Consider the following 20,154-nt stretch of genomic DNA (forward strand, 5'->3'; position numbering starts at 1 on the left):
CGGTCCTTCTGCCGGCAGCCGCCGGGACCGGGCGCCCGGCGCCGGTCCCGGGTCGCCCGTGCGATCCGGGACGCCGCCGGGGCCTCATACGATCCCGTACTCTTCGCGCACCGCGACTACTCCGTCACGCTACGCTCACAAGGAATCCGGCTCCGGCAAAGGCGAAGCATGCCCCAGCACACCTCAGGGTCCGACCGCGCCGCCGTGCCCACCGCTGCCCGCGGCGGCGTGCGGCCCACCGCGCCTTCGTCCCTGGAGGCGCTGTGGCGCTCGTACAAGGCATCGGGTGACGAACGGCTGCGGGAGCAGCTGATCCTCCACTACTCGCCGCTCGTCAAGTACGTCGCCGGCCGGGTCAGCGTGGGCCTGCCGCCCAACGTGGAGCAGGCCGACTTCGTCTCCTCCGGCGTCTTCGGGCTGATCGACGCCATCGAGAAGTTCGACCCCGACCGATCCATCAAGTTCGAGACGTACGCCATCACCCGCATCCGCGGCGCCATGATCGACGAGCTGCGGGCGCTCGACTGGATCCCGCGCTCCGTCCGGCAGAAGGCGCGGGCCGTCGAGCGGGCTTACGCCACGCTGGAGGCGCAGCTGCGCCGCACGCCCACGGAACACGAGGTGGCCGCCGAGATGGGCATCGCCGTGGAGGAACTCCACACGGTGTTCAGCCAGTTGTCCCTGGCGAACGTGGTCGCCCTGGAGGAGCTGCTGCACGTCGGCGGGGAGGGCGGCGACCGCCTCTCCCTGATGGACACCCTGGAGGACACCGCCGCCGACGACCCGGTGGAGGTGGCCGAGGGCCGCGAGCTGCGCAGGCTGCTGGCCCGCGCCATCAACACGCTGCCCGAGCGGGAGAAGACGGTGGTGACGCTCTACTACTACGAGGGCCTGACCCTCGCCGAGATCGGCAACGTCCTCGGCGTCACCGAGAGCCGCGTCAGCCAGATCCACACCAAGTCGGTGCTGCAACTGCGCGCCAAGCTGGCGGATGTGGGGCGCTGACCCGCCGCTACCTCCGTACAGTGGACGGGTGCCCAGGATTCGAGCGGCCTCCGTGGCCGAGCACCGGTCGATGCAGCGCGGCGCCCTGTTGGACGCGGCGCGCTCCCTGCTGTCCGAAGGCGGGACCGAGGCCCTGACCTTCCCCGCCCTGGCGGAGCGGACCGGCCTGGCCCGGTCCTCCGTCTACGAGTACTTCCGCTCCCGCGCCGCCGTCGTCGAGGAGCTGTGCGCGGTCGACTTCCCCGTCTGGGCCGCGGAGATCGAGGCGGCCATGGAGCGGGCCGCCACACCCGACGCGAAGATCGAGGCCTACGTGCGCAGCCAGCTCGGCCTCGTCGGGGACCGGCGCCACCGGGCGGTGGTGGCGATCTCCGCGAGCGAGCTGGACGCGGGCGCCCGGGAGAAGATCCGCGCGGCGCACGGCGGGCTCGTCGCGATGATCGTGGAGGCGCTGGCCGCGCTGGGCCAGGAGGAACCGAAGCTGGCGGCGATGCTCCTCCAGGGCGTCGTCGACGCGGCGGTGCGCCGCATCGAGCTGGGCGCGGCCGAGGACCCGGCCGTCGTGACCGAGACGGCCGTCGCGATGGCTCTGCGCGGCGTCCGAGGACAGGTCGCGTCGTGAAGGCCCGTCGCCCGGCCTTTCGGGCGGCCGACGCTGCTGTGACGACACTCCCCGGCGCCGCCCCCGCGCCCGGCAGCAGCCGTGGCGACGGCCGCGGGAGCAGGCCCAGCGGGTTGAGGTAGTCCTCGCCCGCGAGCAGGCCCCAGTGCAGGCAGGGGCGCGCCCCGCAGTGGCCGCCCTCCGCCAGGACGGCGACCACCTGCCCGGCGGTGACGGCCTCCCCCTCCGCGACGAGCGGCCGCACCGGCTCGTACGTGGTGCGCAGGCCGCCCGGCAGGGTGAGCGACAGGACCCCGCGCCCGGCGACCGGCCCCGCGTGGTGCACCCGCCCCGGCCCCACCGCCCGCACCCGCGCACCCGCCGGCGCGGCCAGGTCCACCCCGCGGTGCCCGGCGGCGTACGGGGTCGGAGGCGGGTCCCACCAGCGGGCGACCACCAGGGGGCCCGGCAGCGGCCGCACCGCCGCCCGCACCCCGGCAGGAGCCCCGCGCGCAGGGGCGTCGCGCGCCCCGCCGTGCGCCCCCGGCGCGTGCGCGGGCGCCCGGGCGGCTGCCCCGGGGGCGTCCCCCGCGGCGGGCGGGCCCGGGGCCGCCGCCCGGGCGGTGAGCAGCAGCAGCGCGATCAGCAGCGTCGTCACGGTCATGCGGCCAGCGTGACCCCGCCGCCGCGGGCCGCGGGCGGCCCTGTGGACGGCGGGGGCGTTGTGGACGGCGGCGTCACCTGGCATACCGCCCGGTCCCGTACACTTCTTACGGCGATCCGGGTCACCGGGTCGACTTCGCACGCCCCGGGGCCGGTCGGCAAGACCGGGTGCCGGCGTCTCTCGGTCCCCTTCGACGGGGGCAGGACGCATCGGGGCGTCAGGACCAAAACCGAGAAAACCAAGGAGATGGCCATGGCCGTCGTAACGATGCGGGAGCTGCTGGAGAGCGGCGTCCACTTCGGTCACCAGACCCGTCGCTGGAACCCGAAGATGAAGCGCTTCATCTTCACCGAGCGCAACGGCATCTACATCATCGACCTGCTCCAGTCGCTGTCGTACATCGACCGCGCCTACGAGTTCGTCAAGGAGACCGTCGCGCACGGCGGCTCCATCATGTTCGTCGGTACCAAGAAGCAGGCCCAGGAGGCCATCGCCGAGCAGGCGACGCGCGTCGGCATGCCGTACGTCAACCAGCGCTGGCTCGGCGGCATGCTCACCAACTTCTCCACGGTCTACAAGCGCCTGCAGCGCCTGAAGGAGCTCGAGGCGATCGACTTCGAGGACGTCGCGTCCTCGGGTCTGACCAAGAAGGAGCTCCTGGTCCTCTCCCGCGAGAAGGCCAAGCTGGAGAAGACCCTCGGTGGTATCCGCGAGATGCAGAAGGTGCCCAGCGCCGTCTGGATCGTCGACACCAAGAAGGAGCACATCGCCGTCGGCGAGGCTCGCAAGCTGAACATCCCGGTCGTCGCGATCCTCGACACCAACTGCGACCCCGACGAGGTCGACTACAAGATCCCGGGCAACGACGACGCGATCCGCTCCGTCACCCTGCTCACCCGCGTCATCGCCGACGCCGTCGCCGAGGGCCTGATCGCCCGCTCCGGCGCCGCGACCGGCGACTCGAAGCCGGGCGACAAGGCCGCCGGCGAGCCGCTCGCCGAGTGGGAGCGCGACCTGCTCGAGGGTGAGAAGAAGGCCGACGCCGCCGAGGCCGCCCCGGCCGCCGAGGCTGCCCCGGCCGCCGAGGCCGAGCAGGCCTGACCCACTGGAAGGGCCCGGCGTTCACGCTCCGGGCACTTGCAGCACGGACGATGACGGCGGGGGAGCCGCGCCACGAGCGCGCCTCCTCCGCCGTTCACCCGTAGATCTACGACTTCGAGAGAGAAGCAAAAGACTCATGGCGAACTACACCGCCGCTGACGTCAAGAAGCTCCGCGAGCTCACCGGCGCCGGCATGCTGGACTGCAAGAACGCGCTCGTCGAGGCCGACGGCGACGTGGAGAAGGCCCAGGAGGCCCTCCGCATCAAGGGTCAGAAGGGCGTCGCCAAGCGCGAGGGCCGCTCCGCCGAGAACGGTGCCGTCGTCTCCCTCATCGCCGACGACAACACCTCCGGTGTCCTCGTCGAGCTGAAGTGCGAGACGGACTTCGTCGCCAAGGGTGAGAAGTTCCTCGCCGTCGCCAACCAGCTGGCCGCCCACGTCGCCGCCACCTCCCCGGCCGACATCGAGGCCCTGCTCGCCTCCGAGATCGAGCCCGGCAAGACGGTCACCGCCTTCGTCGACGAGGCCAACGCCAACCTCGGCGAGAAGATCGTTCTGGACCGCTTCGCGCAGTTCACCGGTGGCTACGTCGCCTCCTACATGCACCGCACCATGCCCGACCTGCCGTTCCAGATCGGCGTCCTGGTCGAGCTGGACAAGGAGAACGCCGAGGTCGCCCGCGGCGTCGCGCAGCACATCGCCGCGTTCGCCCCGCAGTGGCTGTCCGCCGAGGACGTCCCGGCCGACAAGGTCGAGTCCGAGCGCCGCATCGCCGAAGAGGTCACCCGCGCCGAGGGCAAGCCCGAGGCCGCCATCGCGAAGATCGTCGAGGGTCGCGTGAACGGCTTCTTCAAGGACGCCACCCTCCTGGGCCAGCCGTACGCGCTGGACAACAAGAAGTCCGTCCAGAAGGTCCTGGACGAGGCCGGCGTCACCCTGAAGCGCTTCACGCGCATCAAGGTCGGCATCTGAGTCCGTCCGTACACGACGGACACCGGACCCCGGTAGGGTCTGAGGCAGTCGTCCGCGTACGCGTGGAACGACCGCAGATCTGACGAGGAGGCCATTGCCGTAGAGGGAACCGCGAGGACCCACCGGCAATGGCCTTCTTCGTATGTGCACGAGGAGATCTCCATGAATCAGGGCGTGGACCCCCACAACGCTTCCGACGACAAGAGCGACCACGGGAAGAAGGGTCGCCGCTTCATGCTGAAGCTGTCCGGCGAAGCCTTCTCCGGCGGCGGCGGACTGGGCGTCGACCCCGACGTCGTCCATGCCATCGCGCGTGAGATCGCCGCGGTGGTCCGCGACGGCGCGGAGATCGCCGTCGTGATCGGCGGCGGCAACTTCTTCCGCGGCGCCGAACTCCAGCAGCGCGGCATGGACCGAGCCCGTTCCGACTACATGGGCATGCTCGGCACCGTCATGAACTGCCTCGCCCTCCAGGACTTCCTGGAGAAGGAGGGCATCGACTCCCGTGTGCAGACGGCGATCACCATGGGCCAGGTCGCCGAGCCGTACATCCCCCTGCGGGCCGTGCGGCACCTGGAGAAGGGCCGCGTCGTGATCTTCGGCGCGGGCATGGGCATGCCGTACTTCTCCACCGACACCACGGCCGCGCAGCGAGCCCTGGAGATCGACGCCGAGGCCCTGCTCATGGGCAAGAACGGCGTCGACGGGGTCTACGACTCCGACCCCAAGAAGAACCCCGACGCGGTCAAGTTCGACGCGCTGGAGTACGGCGAGGTGCTCTCCCGCGACCTCAAGGTCGCCGACGCCACCGCCATCACGCTGTGCCGCGACAACGACCTGCCGATCCTGGTGTTCGAACTGCTCACCGAGGGCAATATCGCCCGCGCCGTCAAGGGTGAGAAGATCGGGACGCTCGTGAGCGACCAGGGAACCCGGGCCTGAGCGGTCCGCAGACGGAGCCGGCCCGGCGCGGCCGGACCCGCACCGCCCGCCTGAACCATCCATTCAAGACATGCAGGAGCACGTGGTGATCGAAGAAATCCTCCTCGAGGCCGAGGAGAAGATGGAGAAGGCCGTCGTCGTCGCGAAGGAGGACTTCGCCGCGATCCGCACGGGCCGTGCGCACCCGGCGATGTTCAACAAGATCATGGCCGACTACTACGGCGCCATCACCCCCATCAACCAGCTCGCGTCCTTCTCGGTGCCCGAGCCGCGCATGGCCGTCGTGACCCCGTTCGACAAGAGCGCCCTGCGCAACATCGAGCAGGCCATCCGCGACTCCGACCTGGGGGTCAACCCCAGCAACGACGGCAACATCATCCGTGTGGTCTTCCCCGAGCTGACCGAGGAGCGCCGCCGCGACTACATCAAGGTCGCGCGCACCAAGGCGGAGGACTCCCGCGTCTCCATCCGCTCCGTCCGCCGCAAGGCCAAGGACGCCCTCGACAAGCTCGTCAAGGACAAGGAGACGGGCGAGGACGAGGTGCGCCGCGCGGAGAAGGAGCTCGACGACACCACCGCGAAGTACGTGGGCCAGGTCGACGAGCTGCTCAAGCACAAGGAAGCCGAGCTCCTCGAGGTCTGATGAACGACTCTCCCTGGGCCGCGGAGCCGGTTCCGGCGGGTCCCGCATACGATGCGCTGGTGGGCCCGCACACTCGGCCCATGCCCATCGTGCCCGATGCCGCCGGCCGTGACTTCGACGACCGGGAAGCACGCGATCGGGGGGCCGCCGCTGAAGGCGGCCCCCCGTTCCGCGCCGAGACGCCGCCGCAGGAGCCCATGCCCAGCCCCCCGCCCCCGCCCTCGCAGGCGCCGCAGGACGCCTCGCCACCGCCGCCCAAGAAGCGGGCGGGCCGAGACCTGCGCGCCGCGATAGGGGTCGGTGTCGGCCTCGGAGCGGTGATCTTCGCTTCGCTGTTCATCGTCAAGGCGGTCTTCGTCGGCGTCGTCGTCGTCGCGGTCGTCGTGGGCCTGTGGGAGCTCACCTCCCGGCTCCAGGAGAAGAAGGGCATCAAGGCGCCGCTGGTCCCGCTGGCCATCGGCGGCGCCGCCATGGTCATCGCCGGGTACGTGCGCGGCGCCGAGGGCGCCTGGGTGGCGATGGCCCTGACCGCGCTCGCGGTCCTGGTCTGGCGGATGACCGAACCGCCGGAGGACTACCTCAAGGACGTCACCGCCGGCGTCTTCGCCGCCTTCTACGTGCCGTTCCTGGCGACGTTCGTCGCGATGCTCCTCACCGCGGACGACGGCCCCCAGCGCGTGGTCACCTTCCTCGTCCTGACCGTGGTCAGCGACACCGGCGCCTACGCGGTCGGCTGGCGCTTCGGCAAGACCAAGCTCGCCCCGCGCATCAGCCCCGGCAAGACCCGCGAGGGGCTGCTCGGAGCCGTCGTCTTCGCCATGGCCGCCGGAGCCCTGTGCATGGAGTTCCTGGTCGACGGGGGCGCCTGGTGGCAGGGGCTGGTCCTCGGCCTCGCGGTCGCCGTCAGCGCCACCCTCGGCGACCTCGGCGAGTCGATGATCAAGCGCGACCTGGGGATCAAGGACATGGGCACGCTGCTCCCCGGCCACGGCGGGATCATGGACCGGCTGGACTCGCTGCTGCCGACCGCCCCCGTGGTCTGGCTGCTGATGGCCCTCTTCGTCGGCACCGGCTGAGCCGACCGGGTTATCCTGAAGGGCGCACCACCACCGGTGGTGCGCCCTTTCCCCGTGATCGCGGGGATGCATCTGTGAGGTCTCCGGGCGCGGACAGCGCCATCGCCATCGGCTCCGCACGCGCGGGGGTCGTCAGACCTCGTCGCCCTGAGGAGGACCGAACATGGCACCCCGCCCCGCTCCGGGAGAGCTCACCTTCATCGCGCCGAAGGCCGCGAAGAAGCCGCCCCGGCACCTGGCCGACATGACGCCGGCAGAGCGCCGCGAGGCCGTCGCCGCGATCGGCGAGAAGCCGTTCCGGGCCAAGCAGCTCTCGCAGCACTACTTCGCCCGCTACGCCCACGACCCGGCCGAGTGGACCGACATCCCGGCCGGCTCCCGCGAGAAGCTCCGCGAGGAGCTGCTGCCGGAGCTGATGAAGGTCGTCCGGCACATCTCCTGCGACGACGACGCCACCCGCAAGACCCTGTGGCGCCTGCACGACGGCACCCTCGTGGAGTCCGTCCTGATGCGCTACCCCGACCGGGTCACCATGTGCATCTCCTCGCAGGCCGGCTGCGGCATGAACTGCCCGTTCTGCGCCACCGGCCAGGCCGGACTGGACCGCAACCTGTCCACCGCCGAGATCGTCCACCAGATCGTCGACGGCATGCGCGCCCTGCGCGACGGCGAGGTCCCCGGCGGCCCGGCCCGGCTGTCGAACATCGTCTTCATGGGCATGGGCGAGCCCCTCGCCAACTACAACCGCGTCGTCGGCGCGATCCGCCGGCTGACCGACCCCGAGCCCGACGGCCTCGGCCTGTCCCAGCGCGGCATCACCGTCTCCACCGTCGGCCTCGTCCCGGCGATGCTGCGCTTCGCCGACGAGGGCTTCAAGTGCCGCCTCGCCGTCTCCCTCCACGCCCCCGACGACGAGCTGCGCGACACCCTCGTCCCGGTGAACACCCGCTGGAAGGTCCGCGAGGTCCTCGACGCCGCCTGGGAGTACGCCGAGAAGTCCGGCCGCCGCGTCTCCATCGAGTACGCCCTGATCCGCGACATCAACGACCAGGCCTGGCGCGGCGACCTCCTCGGCCGGCTGCTCAAGGGCAAGCGCGTCCACGTCAACCTGATCCCGCTGAACCCGACACCCGGCTCCAAGTGGACCGCCTCGCGGCCCGAGGACGAGCGGGCCTTCGTCGAGGCCATCGCCCGCCACGGCGTGCCGGTCACCGTCCGCGACACCCGCGGCCAGGAGATCGACGGCGCCTGCGGGCAGCTGGCGGCCGCCGAGCGCTGAGGCCCGGAGGCCCGGGAGGTGCGGAAACGGCCGCGGGGTACCCTGTGGCCGAACCAATTCCACATTCCGACAGGGGAGCGCCACAGCGCTGAGAGTGCGGTCACCGTCCACCGCAGACCCTCTGAACCTCGCCCCGGTCATTCGGGGTAGGGAGTTCGGTCACCACTCAAGCTGTTGCGCCCTGCCCGGCGTCCGCTCGCGAAGCGCCCGGCAGGGCCGCGTCTTCTCCTGGTCACACCCAGGAGGAATCACCAGTGAGCACCACCACCAGGAGACTCGCGGCCACCGCGCTCGCGACCGCCCTCGGCGCCGCCGCGCTCACCGCCTGCGGCGGCAGCGGCGACGGGTCCGCGGCCGAGGGCAGCGGTTCGCCGGCGCAGAAGACGGTCACGCTCGTCTCCCACGACTCCTTCGCCGTCACCGAGTCGGTCCTCAAGGAGTTCGAGCAGCAGAGCGGCTACACCGTGAAGGTCCTCAACTCCGGGGACGCCGGCACCGCCCTCAACCAGGAGATCCTCACCAAGGGATCCCCCCGCGGCGACGTCTTCTTCGGCGTCGACAACACCCTCCTCTCGCGCGCCCTCGACAACGGGATCTTCACCCCGTACGAGGCGAAGGGCCTCGACACGGTCAAGCCCGAATTCGTCCTCGACGCGCAGCACCGGGTCACCCCGGTCGACTCCGGCGACATCTGCGTCAACTACGACAAGGCGTACTTCGCGGAAAAGAAGCTCGCCCCGCCGCAGACCCTCGACGACCTCGCCAAGCCCGAGTACAAGGACCTGCTGGTCGTCGAGAACGCGGCGACCTCCTCGCCCGGCCTCGGCTTCCTCCTGGCCACCGTCGGCAAGTACGGTGAGGACGGCTGGAAGGACTACTGGGCCAAGCTGAAGGCCAACGGCGTCGAGGTCGTCGACGGCTGGGAGCAGGCCTACAACGAGCGCTTCTCCGGCTCCGCCGGCGGCAGGAAGGCCAAGGGCGACCGCCCGCTGGTCGTCTCGTACGCCTCCAGCCCGCCGGTCGAGGTCCTCTACGCCGAGCCGCAGCCGGCCGAGGCCCCCACGGGCGTCGCCACCGGCACGTGCTTCCGCCAGACCGAGTTCGCGGGCCTGCTCAAGGGCGCGAAGAACGAGGCGGGCGGCAAGGCGCTCATCGACTTCATGATCGGCAAGAAGTTCCAGGAGGACATGCCGCTCAAGATGTTCGTGAACCCGGTCGTCAAGGACGCGCAGCTGCCCGAGCTGTTCACCAAGCACGGCGCCGTCGTGGAGAAGCCCGAGGCCGTGGCCCCCGACACCATCGCCAAGAACCGGGAGCAGTGGGTCAAGACGTGGACCTCGCTCGTCGTGAAGTAGCCGGCGACGGCGCGGGGCCCGGCGGGCCCCGCGCCGCACGCGGCGCGGCCGCCAGGTTCGCCCTGATGGCCGTGCCCCTGGCCTTCTTCGGGCTGTTCTTCGCCTACCCCGTCACCGCCATCGTCGGCCGGGGCCTGAAGACGGACGCCGGATGGCAGCTCGGCCGCATCGGCGCGGTGCTGGCCGAGCCGGGCATCGCCGGCGTCCTGTGGTTCACCGCCTGGCAGGCGCTCGCCTCCACGGCCCTCACCCTGCTGCTCGCGCTGCCCGCCGCGTACGCCTTCGCCCGGCTCGACTTCCCCGGCAAGCAGGTCCTCCGCGCCGTCGTCACCGTCCCCTTCGTCCTTCCCACCGTGGTCGTCGGCACGGCCTTCCTCGCCCTGGTGGGCCGGGGCGGGCTGACGGAGGAGCTGTGGGGGCTCCGGCTCGACACGACCGTGTGGGCGATCCTGCTCGCGCACGTGTTCTTCAACTACGCCGTCGTCGTCCGCACCGTCGGCGGGCTGTGGGCGCAGCTCGACCCGCGGCAGGAGGAGGCCGCCCGTGTGCTCGGCGCGGGCCGCCTCGCCGCCTGGAGGCAGGTCACCCTGCCCGCGCTGGCGCCGGCCGTCGCGGCCGCCGCCGTCATGGTGTTCCTCTTCACCTTCACCTCGTTCGGCGTCGTGCAGATCCTGGGCGGGCCCTCGTACGCCACCCTGGAGGTGGAGGTCTACCGGCAGACCGCCCAGCTCCTCGACCTCTCCACCGCCGCCGTGCTGACGCTCGCCCAGTTCGCCGCCGTCGTGGGGATCCTCGCCGTCCACGCGTGGACGGTGCGCCGCCGCGAGACCGCGCTGCGCCTCGTGGACCCCGCCCGGACCGCGCACCCGCCGCGCGGCGCCGGGCAGCGGCTGCTGCTCGGCGGGGTCCTGCTGACCGTGGCGCTGCTGATCGTGCTGCCGCTCGGCGTGCTGGTCGAGCGGTCCTTCGACACCCCGGCCGGCTACGGCACCGGCTACTACGAGGCGCTGTCGCAGGCCGGCTCGGGCGGCGGCACCTTCCTGGTCCCGCCGCTGGAGGCGATCCGCAACTCCCTGGAGTACGCCCTCGCCGCCACCGGCATCGCCGTGCTCGTCGGCGGCCTCGCGGCCGCCGCCCTGACCCGGCGCGCCGGCCCCTTCGTCCGCGGCTTCGACGCGCTGCTGATGCTGCCGCTCGGGGTGTCCGCCGTGACCGTCGGCTTCGGCTTCCTGATCACCCTCGACGAGCCGCCGCTGGACCTGCGGACCTCCTGGATCCTCGTACCGCTGGCGCAGGCGCTGGTCGGCGTCCCGTTCGTCGTCCGGACCATGCTGCCGGTGCTGCGCGCCGTCGACGAGCGGCTGCGCGAGGCCGCCGCCGTGCTCGGCGCCTCCCCGCTGCGGGCCTGGCGGGAGGTGGACCTGCCGCTGGTGCGGCGGGCTCTGCTGATCGCCGCCGGGTTCGCCTTCGCGGTGTCCCTCGGCGAGTTCGGCGCCACCGTCTTCATCGCCCGGGCCGACCGGCCGACCCTGCCGGTGGCGGTGGCCCGGCTGCTGGGGCGGGCCGGGGACCTGAACTACGGGCAGGCCATGGCGCTGAGCACCGTGCTGATGCTGGTGTGCGCGGCCGCCCTGCTGGTGCTGGAGCGGCTGCGCCCCGACAAGTCCTCGGGAGAGTTCTGATGACCCTGCTCGAACTGGCCGGGGTGTCGGTCCGCTTCGGCGGACGCGCCGCCGTGGACGGCGTCGACCTGGAGGTCGCCGAGCACGAGACGGTGTGCCTCCTCGGCCCCAGCGGCAGCGGCAAGTCCACGCTGCTCCGGGTCGTCGCGGGGCTCCAGCCGGTCTCGGCGGGCCGGGTGCTGCTCGGCGGCGCCGACCAGGCGCGGGTGCCCGTACACCGGCGGGGCGTGGGCCTGATGTTCCAGGACCACCAGCTGTTCCCGCACCGGGACGTCGGCGGGAACGTCGCGTTCGGCCTGCGCATGCAGGGCGCCGCCCGGGCCGCGCAGGAGGCCCGGGTGGCCGAGCTGCTGGAGCTCGTCGGGCTGCCCGGTGCCGGGCGCCGGCCGGTGTCGTCCCTCTCCGGCGGCGAGCAGCAGCGGGTCGCGCTGGCCAGGGCGCTCGCGCCGTCGCCGCGGCTGCTGATGCTGGACGAGCCGCTGGGCCAGCTGGACCGGGGGCTGCGCGAGCGCCTCGTCGTGGAGCTGCGGGCGCTGTTCACCCGCCTGGGCACCACGGTGCTGGCCGTCACCCACGACCAGGGGGAGGCGTTCGCCCTGGCCGACCGGGTGGTCGTGATGCGGGAGGGCCGCATCGCGCAGGCCGGCACCCCGCTGGAGGTGTGGCAGCGGCCGGCCTCCGAGTTCGTGGCGCGCTTCCTCGGCTTCGACAACGTCGTCCCCGCGACGGTGTCGGACGGGTCCGCGGCCACCCCGTGGGGCGAGGTTCCCGTACCGGAGGGGTCCCCGCGGGGGGAGCACCGGCTGCTGGTCCGCCCGGCGGGCGTCCGGCTCGCCGCGGACGGGCTGCGCTGCGAGGTGGAGTCGCGGACCTTCCGCGGCGCGCACGTGGCGCTGCGGCTGCGGCCGGCGGGCGGGCCGGTCCTGGAGGCCGAGTGCGACCTGGCCGGGGCGCCGGCGCCGGGGGACCGGGTGGCGGTGGCGTTCGCCCCGTCGGAGGTCGTCGTCATCCCCGCGGCCCGGCCCGACGGTTCCGGTTCTAGCTGACTCCGGCGGGCTCCCGGGCCGGGGCGGCCGGGTCCGCCGCGGGTTCGGCGGCCGGGTCGGCGCCGTCGTGGTTGCCGAACCAGGCGACGGCGACCGCGCCCGCGACGGCGAGGACGAAGCCGGTCACGGCGAGCCAGGCCATGCCGGGCCGGGACGCGTCGCCGAGCCAGAGCACGCCGATGGCGCCGGGGAGCACGGTCTCGCCGACGACCAGCGCGGCCGTGGCCCCGTTCACGGAGCCGATCTGGAGTGCGACGGTGTGCAGGTACATGCCGCCGGCGCCGGCGAGGACGATCGCGTACAGGGCGGGGTCGCCGAGGAGGGCGGCCGGGTCGAACGGGTCGATGCCGTTCAGGATGCGGACGCCGACGCCGAGGGCGCCGAAGGCCAGGCCGGACAGCAGGCCGGCGAGGATGGCGGCGCGGCCGCCGAGGAGCCGGACCGCGACCGTGCCGCCCACGATGATCAGGGCCGTCACGGCGAGCAGCCACCAGTGGGTGGCGAGGGGGGCGTAGTGGCCGCCCTCGTGGCCGGCGGCGCTGGCGAGGAGCACCAGGGCGGTGCAGACGGTGCCGATGGAGGCCCACTCCTTGCGGGTGAGCCGGATGCCGAGCATCCGCACGCTGAGCACGGCGGTGATGACGAGGTTCGCGCTGATGACGGTCTGGGAGAGGAAGAGGGGCAGCATCCGCGAGGCGAGCGCGCCGAGCCCGAAGCCCGCGAAGTCCAGAACGGTGCCGACGATGAACTCCCAGGTCATCGCCGCCTTGGCGGTCGACGACAGGTTCGGGCCGCCGTGCGCGGTCACCCCCGCGTCCGCGGGTGTGGCCCGCGCCGCCCGGCGCGAGCCGACGGCTTGCAGGACGGATCCCGTGCCGTAGCAGATGGACGCCGCTATCGCGGTCAGCAGGCCTATGAGCACCGAGGGCTCCGATCACTTCCGGCAAGTTGTGCGTACCACTGCCAGACGTGCGGAACGCCCCGGGAGGTTGCCTCGTTCGGCCGTTTCGTCCCGGGGTGCCGGACGGGGCGAGCGTCAGCCGGTCAGCGCCAGGGAGGTCAGCCGGGCGACGCCCCAGCAGACGGGCAGGCAGACGGCGAGCAGTGCGGCGGCCCGCACGGTGGCGGCGGTGCGCAGGACGCTGCCGGGGGCGCCGAGGTCGGCGAGCGCGGCCCGGCTCGCGGCGCGGGACTGGCGGACCTCGACGGCGGCGGCGAGCAGGGTGGCGGCCGCGCAGAGGACGGTGAGCGCGAAGGCGGCTCCGGTCAGCGGGCCCAGGGGGGCGCCGATGCCGCCGCTGCCGGGGAGGGCGGCGGCGATCGCGGCGGTGCCGGCCGCGCACAGCACGCCGAGGGGGCGGCCCAGCCGGGACGCCTCCTCCTGGAGGGTGCGCCCGGCCAGGAGCCGGAGGGCGCCGGGGCGGACGGCCTGGACCAAGGTGCCGCAGGCGTACGCGAGCCCGGGCCCGGCGAAGGCCAGCCCGGCGGCGGTGAGCGCCCAGCCGGCCGGGAGTCCGCCGCCGGCGGGCCCGGCGTGGCCGAGGACGGCGAGCCCGCAGGCGGCGAGGGCGACGCCCCAGGGCAGCCCGGCCGCCGGTGCGGCGGGGGTGCGGGGGCGCAGCGCGAGCGCGGCTGCCGCCGAGGCGGCGAGGGGGGTGAGGGCCAGGAGGGTGAGGGCGGCGGCGAGCGGCAGCGGCCGGTCGGCGTGCAGCAGGGCGGAGCCGGCACCGTCGAAGGGGAGTCCGCCGAGGCCGCTGCGCAGGTGGAGGAAGGCGGCGAGGGCGAGGGCGCTGCCGAGGGTGCAGGCGACGGCGGTGGAGGCGGCGGCGGTGAAGGCGAGGTGCAGCGGCCCGAGCCCGACGGCGTCCATGCCCTCGCGGGGGCGGGTGGCGGGGTCGGTGCGGGCGGTGCGGACGGCGAGGTGGACGGTGGCGGCGAGCGGGAGCAGGGCCCACAGCAGGCGCGGGAACGATCCGGCAGGCCGGGCCGCGGCCGCGGCGAGGACGTACAGCAGCAGGAAGCCGGTGCCGGCGGCCGCGGCGGCGACGAGCAGGCGGCGCAGCTGGACGAGCGGGCGGGAGCCGCGGGTCAGGCGGAGAGCGAGCACGCGGCCTGGCCTTCCGGGGAGTCGCCGGGCGCGCCGGGGCCCGCGGCGGCGGGGGCTGCGGCGGGGCGGCCGTCGAGGAGGGGGAGGCACCGGTCGGCGGCGGCCGCGGTGTCCTCGTCGTGGGTGGCGAGCACGACGGTGATGCCGTGGGAGCGGGCGGCCGCGGTGAGGGTGCGCAGCAGCACGGCCCGTTCGGCGCGGTGCAGGGGCGCGGTCGGCTCGTCGGCGAAGACGACGGCGGGCTCGTGGACGAGGGCCCGGGCGAGGGCGGCGCGCTGGGCCTCGGGTCGGGTCAGCGCGCCGGGCCGCCTGCGTGCCTGGGCGCCGATGTCGAGGCGGTCGAGCCACTCGAAGGCGGTCCGCTTGGCGGTGCGGTGCGGGGTGCCGGCGACCAGCAGCGGCAGGGCGGCGTTCTCCCACACGGTGAGTTCGGGCAGCAGCGCCGGCTCCGGGCCGAGCCAGCCGAACCGGTCGCGGCGCAGCCGTTCGCGGGCGAGGGCTCCCATGGTGTGGACGGGCACGCCGTCGAACCAGACGCCGCCGTCCTGGGGGACCAGCCGGCCGCCGAGGCAGTGCAGCAGCGTGGTCTTCCCGCTGCCGCGCGGGCCGGTCACGGCGAGGACCTCGCCCTGGCGGACGCCGACCGACACCCCGGTGATGCCGGGCGAGCCGTCGTGGGAGTAGTGAACGGACCGTGCCCAGAGCACGTCGCTGTCCGGTGGAGCCTCCATGGCGTACACCTCCGTCCGGGGGAACGAAGCGGAGCCCGTGGGGTCACTGGCGCCCGCACTGAGATGTAAGGAGATGAGGGCCGAGATGGTCGACAGCACACGGCCCGGGTGCCCCGTTCCCACTCGAACGGGGCACCCGGGCCGCGGCGTACGGTCCTGCGGGTCCGTTTACAGCTTGGCCCACGCCTCGGTGAGCACGGAGCGCAGGATCCCCTCGATCTCGTCGAAGGTGCCCTGGTCCGCGATCAGCGGCGGGGCCAGCTGCACGACCGGGTCGCCCCGGTCGTCGGCCCGGCAGTACAGGCCGTTGTCGAAGAGCGCCTTGGAGAGGAAGCCGTACAGGACGCGCTCGGTCTCCTCGTCGGAGAAGGACTCCTTGGTGGTCTTGTCCTTGACGAGTTCGATGCCGTAGAAGTACCCGTTGCCGCGGACGTCGCCGACGATCGGCAGGTCGTGCAGCTTCTGGAGGGTCTTCAGGAAGGCGCCCTCGTTGTCCAGCACGTGCTGGTTGAGGCCTTCCTTGTCGAAGATGTCGAGGTTGGCGAGGGCCACCGCGGAGGACACCGGGTGCCCGCCGAAGGTGTAGCCGTGCAGGAAGGTGTTGCTGCCCTTGTAGAAGGGCTCGGCGACGCGGTCGGAGACGATGCAGGCGCCGATCGGGGAGTAGCCCGAGGTCATGCCCTTCGCGCAGGTGATCATGTCCGGTACGTAGCCGAACTTGTCGCAGGCGAACATCGTGCCGAGGCGGCCGAAGGCGCAGATCGTCTCGTCGGAGACGAGGAGCACGTCGTACGCGTCGCAGATCTCACGGACCCGCTGGAAGTAGCCGGGCGGCGGCGGGAAGCAGCCGCCGGCGTTCTGCACCGGCTCCAGGAAGACGGCGGCGACGGTGTCGGCGCCCTCGAAGAGGATCTGCTGCTCGATCTGGTCGGCGCACCAGCGGCCGAAGGCCTCGGGGTCGTCGCCGTGGATCGGGGCGCGGTAGATGTTGGTGTTCGGCACCTTGTGCGCGCCGGGGACCAGCGGCTCGAAGGGGGCCTTCAGCGCCGGCAGGCCGGTGATCGACAGGGCGCCCTGCGGGGTGCCGTGGTAGGCGACCGCGCGGGAGATGACCTTGTACTTGGTCGGCTTGCCCTTGAGCTTGTAGTACTGCTTGGCGAGCTTCCAGGCGGTCTCGACGGCCTCGCCGCCGCCGGTGGTGAAGAACACCTTGTTCAGGTCGCCCGGGGCGTAGTCCGCGAGGCGCTCGGCGAGCTCCACGGCCTTGGGGTGGGCGTAGGACCACACGGGGAAGAACGCGAGCTCCTGCGCCTGCTTGTAAGCGACCTCGGCGAGCTCCTTGCGGCCGTGACCGGCGTTGACCACGAACAGGCCGGCAAGGCCGTCGAGGTAGCGCTTGCCCTTGTCGTCGTAGATGTAGGTGCCCTCGCCGCGCACGATGGTGGGGACGGGGGAGTGCTCGTACGACGACATCCGGGTGAAGTGCATCCACAGGTGGTCGTACGCGGTTTTGGACAGGTCCTGGGTCACGGTTATCGGGTTCCCCACATGTAGGTCTGCTTCTTCAGCTTCAGGTAAACGAAGCTTTCGGTGGATCGCACGCCGGGGAGCGCGCGGATCTTCTTGTTGATCGTCTCCAGCAGGTGGTCGTCGTCCTCGCAGACGATCTCCACCATCAGGTCGAAGGAGCCCGCGGTCATCACCACGTACTCGCACTCGGCCATCTGGGTCAGTGCGTCGGCCACCGGATCGACGTCGCCCTCGACGTTGATGCCGACCATGGCCTGGCGCCGCAGGCCCACGGTGAGCGGGTCGGTGACGGCGACGATCTGCATGACGCCCTGGTCGAGCAGCTTCTGCACGCGCTGGCGCACGGCGGCCTCCGACAGGCCCACGGCCTTGCCGATCGCCGCGTAGGGACGGCGTCCGTCCTCCTGCAGTTGCTCGATGATCGCCAGCGACACAGCATCGACCGAGGGGGACGGCTGCCTGTTCCTGGAATCTGCGCTTCGACTGACCACGACCTCACTCTGCACGAGGAGTCCTCCGTTCCGCAAGATGAAACCAATGAAATCCGTTGTTCTGACATCCCGATCTTACTGATTTCGTAGTTGGTGGTGGGCGGCCCTGTCGAAAGCATCCGCCGAGAGGCTAGGCTTGGGATTCGTCTCAATCATTGGACATGTGATCAGGAGTGTGGCTGTAGTGACCACCGAACTGCGTCGTCTGCGCAACTACATCGGCGGGGAGTTCAAGGACGCCGCCGACGGGCGGACCACCGATGTGGTCAACCCGGCCACCGGCGAGGTGTACGCCACCGCCCCGCTGTCCGGGCAGGCCGACGTCGACGCCGCCATGGCCGCCGCCGCGGCCGCCTTCCCGGGCTGGCGCGACACCACGCCCTCCGAGCGCCAGAAGGCCCTCCTCAAGATCGCCGACGCCTTCGAGGCGCGCGCCGACGAGCTGGTCGCCGCCGAGTCGGAGAACACCGGCAAGCCGCTGGGCCTGACCGCCAGCGAGGAGCTGCCCCCGATGGTGGACCAGATCCGCTTCTTCGCGGGTGCGGCCCGCCTGCTGGAGGGCCGCTCCGCGGGCGAGTACATGGACGGGATGACCTCGATCATCCGCCGCGAGCCGGTCGGCGTCTGCGCCCAGGTCGCCCCGTGGAACTACCCGATGATGATGGCCGTGTGGAAGTTCGCCCCGGCCATCGCCGCAGGCAACACCGTGGTGCTCAAGCCCTCGGACACCACCCCCGCCTCGACCGTCCTGATGGCCGAGATCATCGACTCGATCCTGCCCAAGGGCGTCTTCAACGTCGTCTGCGGCGACCGCGAGACCGGCAAGGCCATGGTCGAGCACGCCACCCCGGCGATGGCCTCCATCACCGGCTCCGTCCGCGCCGGCATGCAGGTCGCCGAGAGCGCCTCGAAGGACGTCAAGCGCGTCCACCTGGAGCTCGGCGGCAAGGCCCCGGTCGTGGTCTTCGAGGACGCCGACATCGCCAAGGCCGTCGAGGACATCGCCGTCGCCGGCTACTTCAACGCCGGCCAGGACTGCACCGCCGCCACCCGCGTCCTCGTGCACGAGTCCGTCCACGACGAGTTCGTGGCCGCCCTCGCCAAGGCCGCCGCCGACACCAAGACCGGCGCCCCGGACGACGAGGACGTCCTCTACGGCCCGCTGAACAACCCGAACCAGCTGGCGCAGGTGGCGGGCTTCATCGACCGCCTCCCGGCGCACGCCAAGGTCGAGGCCGGCGGCCACCGTGTCGGCGACAAGGGCTACTTCTACGCCCCGACCGTCGTCTCCGGCCTCAAGCAGGACGACGAGATCGTCCAGAACGAGGTCTTCGGCCCGGTCATCACCGTCCAGTCCTTCGCGGACGAGGCCCAGGCGCTGGAGTACGCGAACGGCGTCGAGTACGCCCTCGCCTCCTCCGTGTGGACCAAGGACCACGCCCGCGCGATGCGCATGTCCAAGCACCTCGACTTCGGCTGCGTGTGGATCAACACCCACATCCCGCTCGTCGCCGAGATGCCGCACGGCGGCTTCAAGAAGTCCGGCTACGGCAAGGACCTCTCCGCGTACGGCTTCGAGGACTACACCCGCATCAAGCACGTGATGACCTCGCTCGACGGCTGACGTCCGGCCGCGGCCCCGACGGGCCGTCAAGGCAGCCCCGCACGGGGGGCGGGCAGTGGACAATGTGTCCCTTGCCCGCCCCCTGCGCGTTCCCCGAGGCTTCACCCATGCCCGCTCCCACCCCCTCCCCCCGCCGCGTCACGCGCCGCACGGCGATGCGCGGCCTCGGCGCCGCCGGCCTCCTCGCGGCCCTCACCGGCTGCGGCGTGCCCTCCGCGTACGTCCCCGAAGACCGCCGGGCGGGCGCGGACCGCTCCGCGCGCGAACGGAGCCTCGCCTTCGCCAACTGGCCCATGTACATAGACACCGGCGCCGAGGACGGGGAACGCCGCCCCACGCTGGAGGCGTTCACGGAGCGCACCGGCATCGAGGTCCGGTACACCGAGGAGATCAACGACAACGACGAGTTCTTCGGCAAGGTCGGCCCGGCCCTGATGAACCGCCAGGACACCGGCCACGACCTGGTGGTGGTCAGCGACTGGATGGCCGCCCGCTTCGTCCGCCTGGGCTGGGCGCAGGCGATGGACCGCGCCCGGCAGCCCAACGTCGCCGCCCACCTCGACCCGCTGCTGCGCTCGCCGGCCTTCGACGCGGGGCGACTGCACACCGTGCCCTGGCAGTCCGGGATCACCGGGATCGCCTACAACCGCAGGGCGCTCGGCAGGGAGATCCGGTCGGTGGCGGACCTGTGGCAGCCGGACCTCGCGGGCCGCGTCACCCTCTTCTCCGGCCTCGACGAGTCGTTCGCGCTGCTGATGCAGGGCGACGGCGTGGACGTCACCCGCTGGACCGCGGCCGACTTCCACCGGATGTGCGACCGGGTCGAGGAGCTGGTGCGCCGCAGGCACATCCGCCGCTTCACCGGCAACGACTACACCTCCGACCTCGGCAAGGGCGACGTGCTGGCCTGCCAGGCGTACTCCGGCGACGCGGTCCAACTGCGGGCCGGCAACCCGGACATCGAGTTCGTCGTGCCGGAGGAGGGGGGCGAACTGTGGGCGGAGAGCCTCCTCGTCCCCAACCTGGCCCGCCACAAGGCCAACGCGGAGGCCCTGGTCGACCACTACTACACCCCGGAGGTGGCGGCGGAGCTCGCGGCCGCCGTCGCCTACGTCTGCCCGGTGCCGGCGGCCCGCGAGGTGCTGGCCGCCTCGCCGGACCGGGAGACGGCGGAACTCGCCGAGAACCCGCTGGTCTTCCCCGACGACGCGATGCGCCGGCGGCTCGCCGTGGCCCGGGACGTCACGGCGGCGGAGCGCCGCACGCTGGCCGGCCGCTGGAACGCCCTCGTGGGCATGTGATCA

At 72.4% G+C, this 20,154-nt stretch carries 18 protein-coding genes and 1 pseudogene; 13 read left to right on the forward strand and 6 right to left on the reverse strand.

The features are described from left to right. The first annotated feature begins 168 nt into the window (after positions 1 to 168). On the forward strand, positions 169 to 1,005 hold the full coding sequence (gene whiG, locus ACZ462_RS27195) for an RNA polymerase sigma factor WhiG (RefSeq protein WP_467807611.1): 837 nt from the start codon (positions 169 to 171) through the stop codon (positions 1,003 to 1,005). A 52-nt stretch (positions 1,006 to 1,057) separates the two neighbouring features. Then, the gene (locus tag ACZ462_RS27200; RefSeq protein ID WP_467807681.1) at positions 1,058 to 1,627 is read left to right on the forward strand and encodes a TetR/AcrR family transcriptional regulator; all 570 of its coding nucleotides are present in this window, start codon (positions 1,058 to 1,060) and stop codon (positions 1,625 to 1,627) included. Between the two features lie 121 nt (positions 1,628 to 1,748). Here the strand turns inward: ACZ462_RS27200 and ACZ462_RS27205 are convergent. Beyond that, positions 1,749 to 2,480: pseudogene (locus ACZ462_RS27205) on the reverse strand (peptidoglycan DD-metalloendopeptidase family protein); the annotation flags it as partial. Positions 2,481 to 2,522: 42 nt separating this feature from the next. Here ACZ462_RS27205 and rpsB point away from each other — a divergent pair. From rpsB to ACZ462_RS27250, 9 genes are all read left to right on the forward strand, one after another. After that, positions 2,523 to 3,371 carry a 30S ribosomal protein S2 gene (gene rpsB / locus ACZ462_RS27210; RefSeq protein WP_125547582.1) on the forward strand — a complete coding sequence of 283 codons (849 nt, stop codon included), beginning with the start codon at positions 2,523 to 2,525 and terminating at the stop codon, positions 3,369 to 3,371. A gap of 136 nt (positions 3,372 to 3,507) precedes the next feature. Next, positions 3,508 to 4,344: a translation elongation factor Ts gene (gene tsf, locus ACZ462_RS27215; protein ID WP_114054387.1), complete on the forward strand. Its 837-nt coding sequence runs from the start codon at positions 3,508 to 3,510 to the stop codon at positions 4,342 to 4,344. A gap of 162 nt (positions 4,345 to 4,506) precedes the next feature. Next, complete coding sequence (gene pyrH, locus ACZ462_RS27220; RefSeq protein WP_467807609.1) at positions 4,507 to 5,286, forward strand: UMP kinase; 780 nt, start codon at positions 4,507 to 4,509, stop codon at positions 5,284 to 5,286. Positions 5,287 to 5,371: 85 nt separating this feature from the next. Next, positions 5,372 to 5,929 (forward strand): ribosome recycling factor, encoded by a 558-nt coding sequence (gene frr, locus ACZ462_RS27225; protein WP_467807680.1) that lies wholly within the window; start codon positions 5,372 to 5,374, stop codon positions 5,927 to 5,929. After that, the gene (locus tag ACZ462_RS27230; protein ID WP_467807607.1) at positions 5,929 to 7,005 is read left to right on the forward strand and encodes a phosphatidate cytidylyltransferase; all 1,077 of its coding nucleotides are present in this window, start codon (positions 5,929 to 5,931) and stop codon (positions 7,003 to 7,005) included. The genes frr and ACZ462_RS27230 overlap by 1 nt, the downstream gene beginning before the upstream one ends. Before the next feature lie 163 nt (positions 7,006 to 7,168). Further along, positions 7,169 to 8,284, forward strand: coding sequence for a dual-specificity RNA methyltransferase RlmN (rlmN, locus tag ACZ462_RS27235; RefSeq protein ID WP_467807605.1), 1,116 nt, complete (start codon positions 7,169 to 7,171; stop codon positions 8,282 to 8,284). A 254-nt stretch (positions 8,285 to 8,538) separates the two neighbouring features. After that, positions 8,539 to 9,639 (forward strand): thiamine ABC transporter substrate-binding protein, encoded by a 1,101-nt coding sequence (locus ACZ462_RS27240; RefSeq protein WP_467807604.1) that lies wholly within the window; start codon positions 8,539 to 8,541, stop codon positions 9,637 to 9,639. 65 nt (positions 9,640 to 9,704) lie between these two features. Beyond that, positions 9,705 to 11,321 (forward strand): ABC transporter permease, encoded by a 1,617-nt coding sequence (locus tag ACZ462_RS27245; RefSeq protein ID WP_467807429.1) that lies wholly within the window; start codon positions 9,705 to 9,707, stop codon positions 11,319 to 11,321. Continuing rightward, the gene (locus tag ACZ462_RS27250; protein ID WP_467807427.1) at positions 11,321 to 12,367 is read left to right on the forward strand and encodes an ABC transporter ATP-binding protein; all 1,047 of its coding nucleotides are present in this window, start codon (positions 11,321 to 11,323) and stop codon (positions 12,365 to 12,367) included. Before ACZ462_RS27245 ends, ACZ462_RS27250 begins: the two co-directional genes overlap by 1 nt. Here the strand turns inward: ACZ462_RS27250 and ACZ462_RS27255 are convergent. The 5 genes from ACZ462_RS27255 to ACZ462_RS27275 all read right to left on the reverse strand — a co-directional run bounded on the left by ACZ462_RS27255 (position 12,360) and on the right by ACZ462_RS27275 (position 17,241). Then, entirely contained in the window at positions 12,360 to 13,289 is a 930-nt protein-coding gene (locus ACZ462_RS27255; protein ID WP_467807426.1) for a DMT family protein, read from the reverse strand. The two genes, ACZ462_RS27250 and ACZ462_RS27255, sit on opposite strands and share 8 nt — an antisense overlap. Before the next feature lie 114 nt (positions 13,290 to 13,403). After that, positions 13,404 to 14,474 carry a hypothetical protein gene (locus tag ACZ462_RS27260; RefSeq protein WP_467807425.1) on the reverse strand — a complete coding sequence of 357 codons (1,071 nt, stop codon included), beginning with the start codon at positions 14,472 to 14,474 and terminating at the stop codon, positions 13,404 to 13,406. Next, positions 14,456 to 15,205 carry an ABC transporter ATP-binding protein gene (locus ACZ462_RS27265; protein ID WP_467807424.1) on the reverse strand — a complete coding sequence of 250 codons (750 nt, stop codon included), beginning with the start codon at positions 15,203 to 15,205 and terminating at the stop codon, positions 14,456 to 14,458. Before ACZ462_RS27265 ends, ACZ462_RS27260 begins: the two co-directional genes overlap by 19 nt. Before the next feature lie 168 nt (positions 15,206 to 15,373). Beyond that, positions 15,374 to 16,753 carry an aspartate aminotransferase family protein gene (locus ACZ462_RS27270; RefSeq protein ID WP_467807423.1) on the reverse strand — a complete coding sequence of 460 codons (1,380 nt, stop codon included), beginning with the start codon at positions 16,751 to 16,753 and terminating at the stop codon, positions 15,374 to 15,376. Beyond that, a complete protein-coding gene (locus tag ACZ462_RS27275; protein ID WP_125543691.1) occupies positions 16,738 to 17,241 on the reverse strand; it encodes an Lrp/AsnC family transcriptional regulator in 504 nt (167 codons plus the stop codon). Before ACZ462_RS27275 ends, ACZ462_RS27270 begins: the two co-directional genes overlap by 16 nt. 169 nt (positions 17,242 to 17,410) lie before the next feature. Between ACZ462_RS27275 and ACZ462_RS27280 the strand changes: the two genes are divergently transcribed. Together ACZ462_RS27280 and ACZ462_RS27285 are read left to right on the forward strand one after the other, a co-directional pair. Beyond that, a complete protein-coding gene (locus ACZ462_RS27280) occupies positions 17,411 to 18,850 on the forward strand; it encodes a gamma-aminobutyraldehyde dehydrogenase (RefSeq protein WP_189811656.1) in 1,440 nt (479 codons plus the stop codon). A 107-nt stretch (positions 18,851 to 18,957) separates the two neighbouring features. Then, positions 18,958 to 20,151 (forward strand): polyamine ABC transporter substrate-binding protein, encoded by a 1,194-nt coding sequence (locus tag ACZ462_RS27285; protein WP_467807422.1) that lies wholly within the window; start codon positions 18,958 to 18,960, stop codon positions 20,149 to 20,151. Positions 20,152 to 20,154: the final 3 nt, after the last annotated feature.

The organism is Streptomyces sp. NPDC031121 (assembly GCF_055570615.1).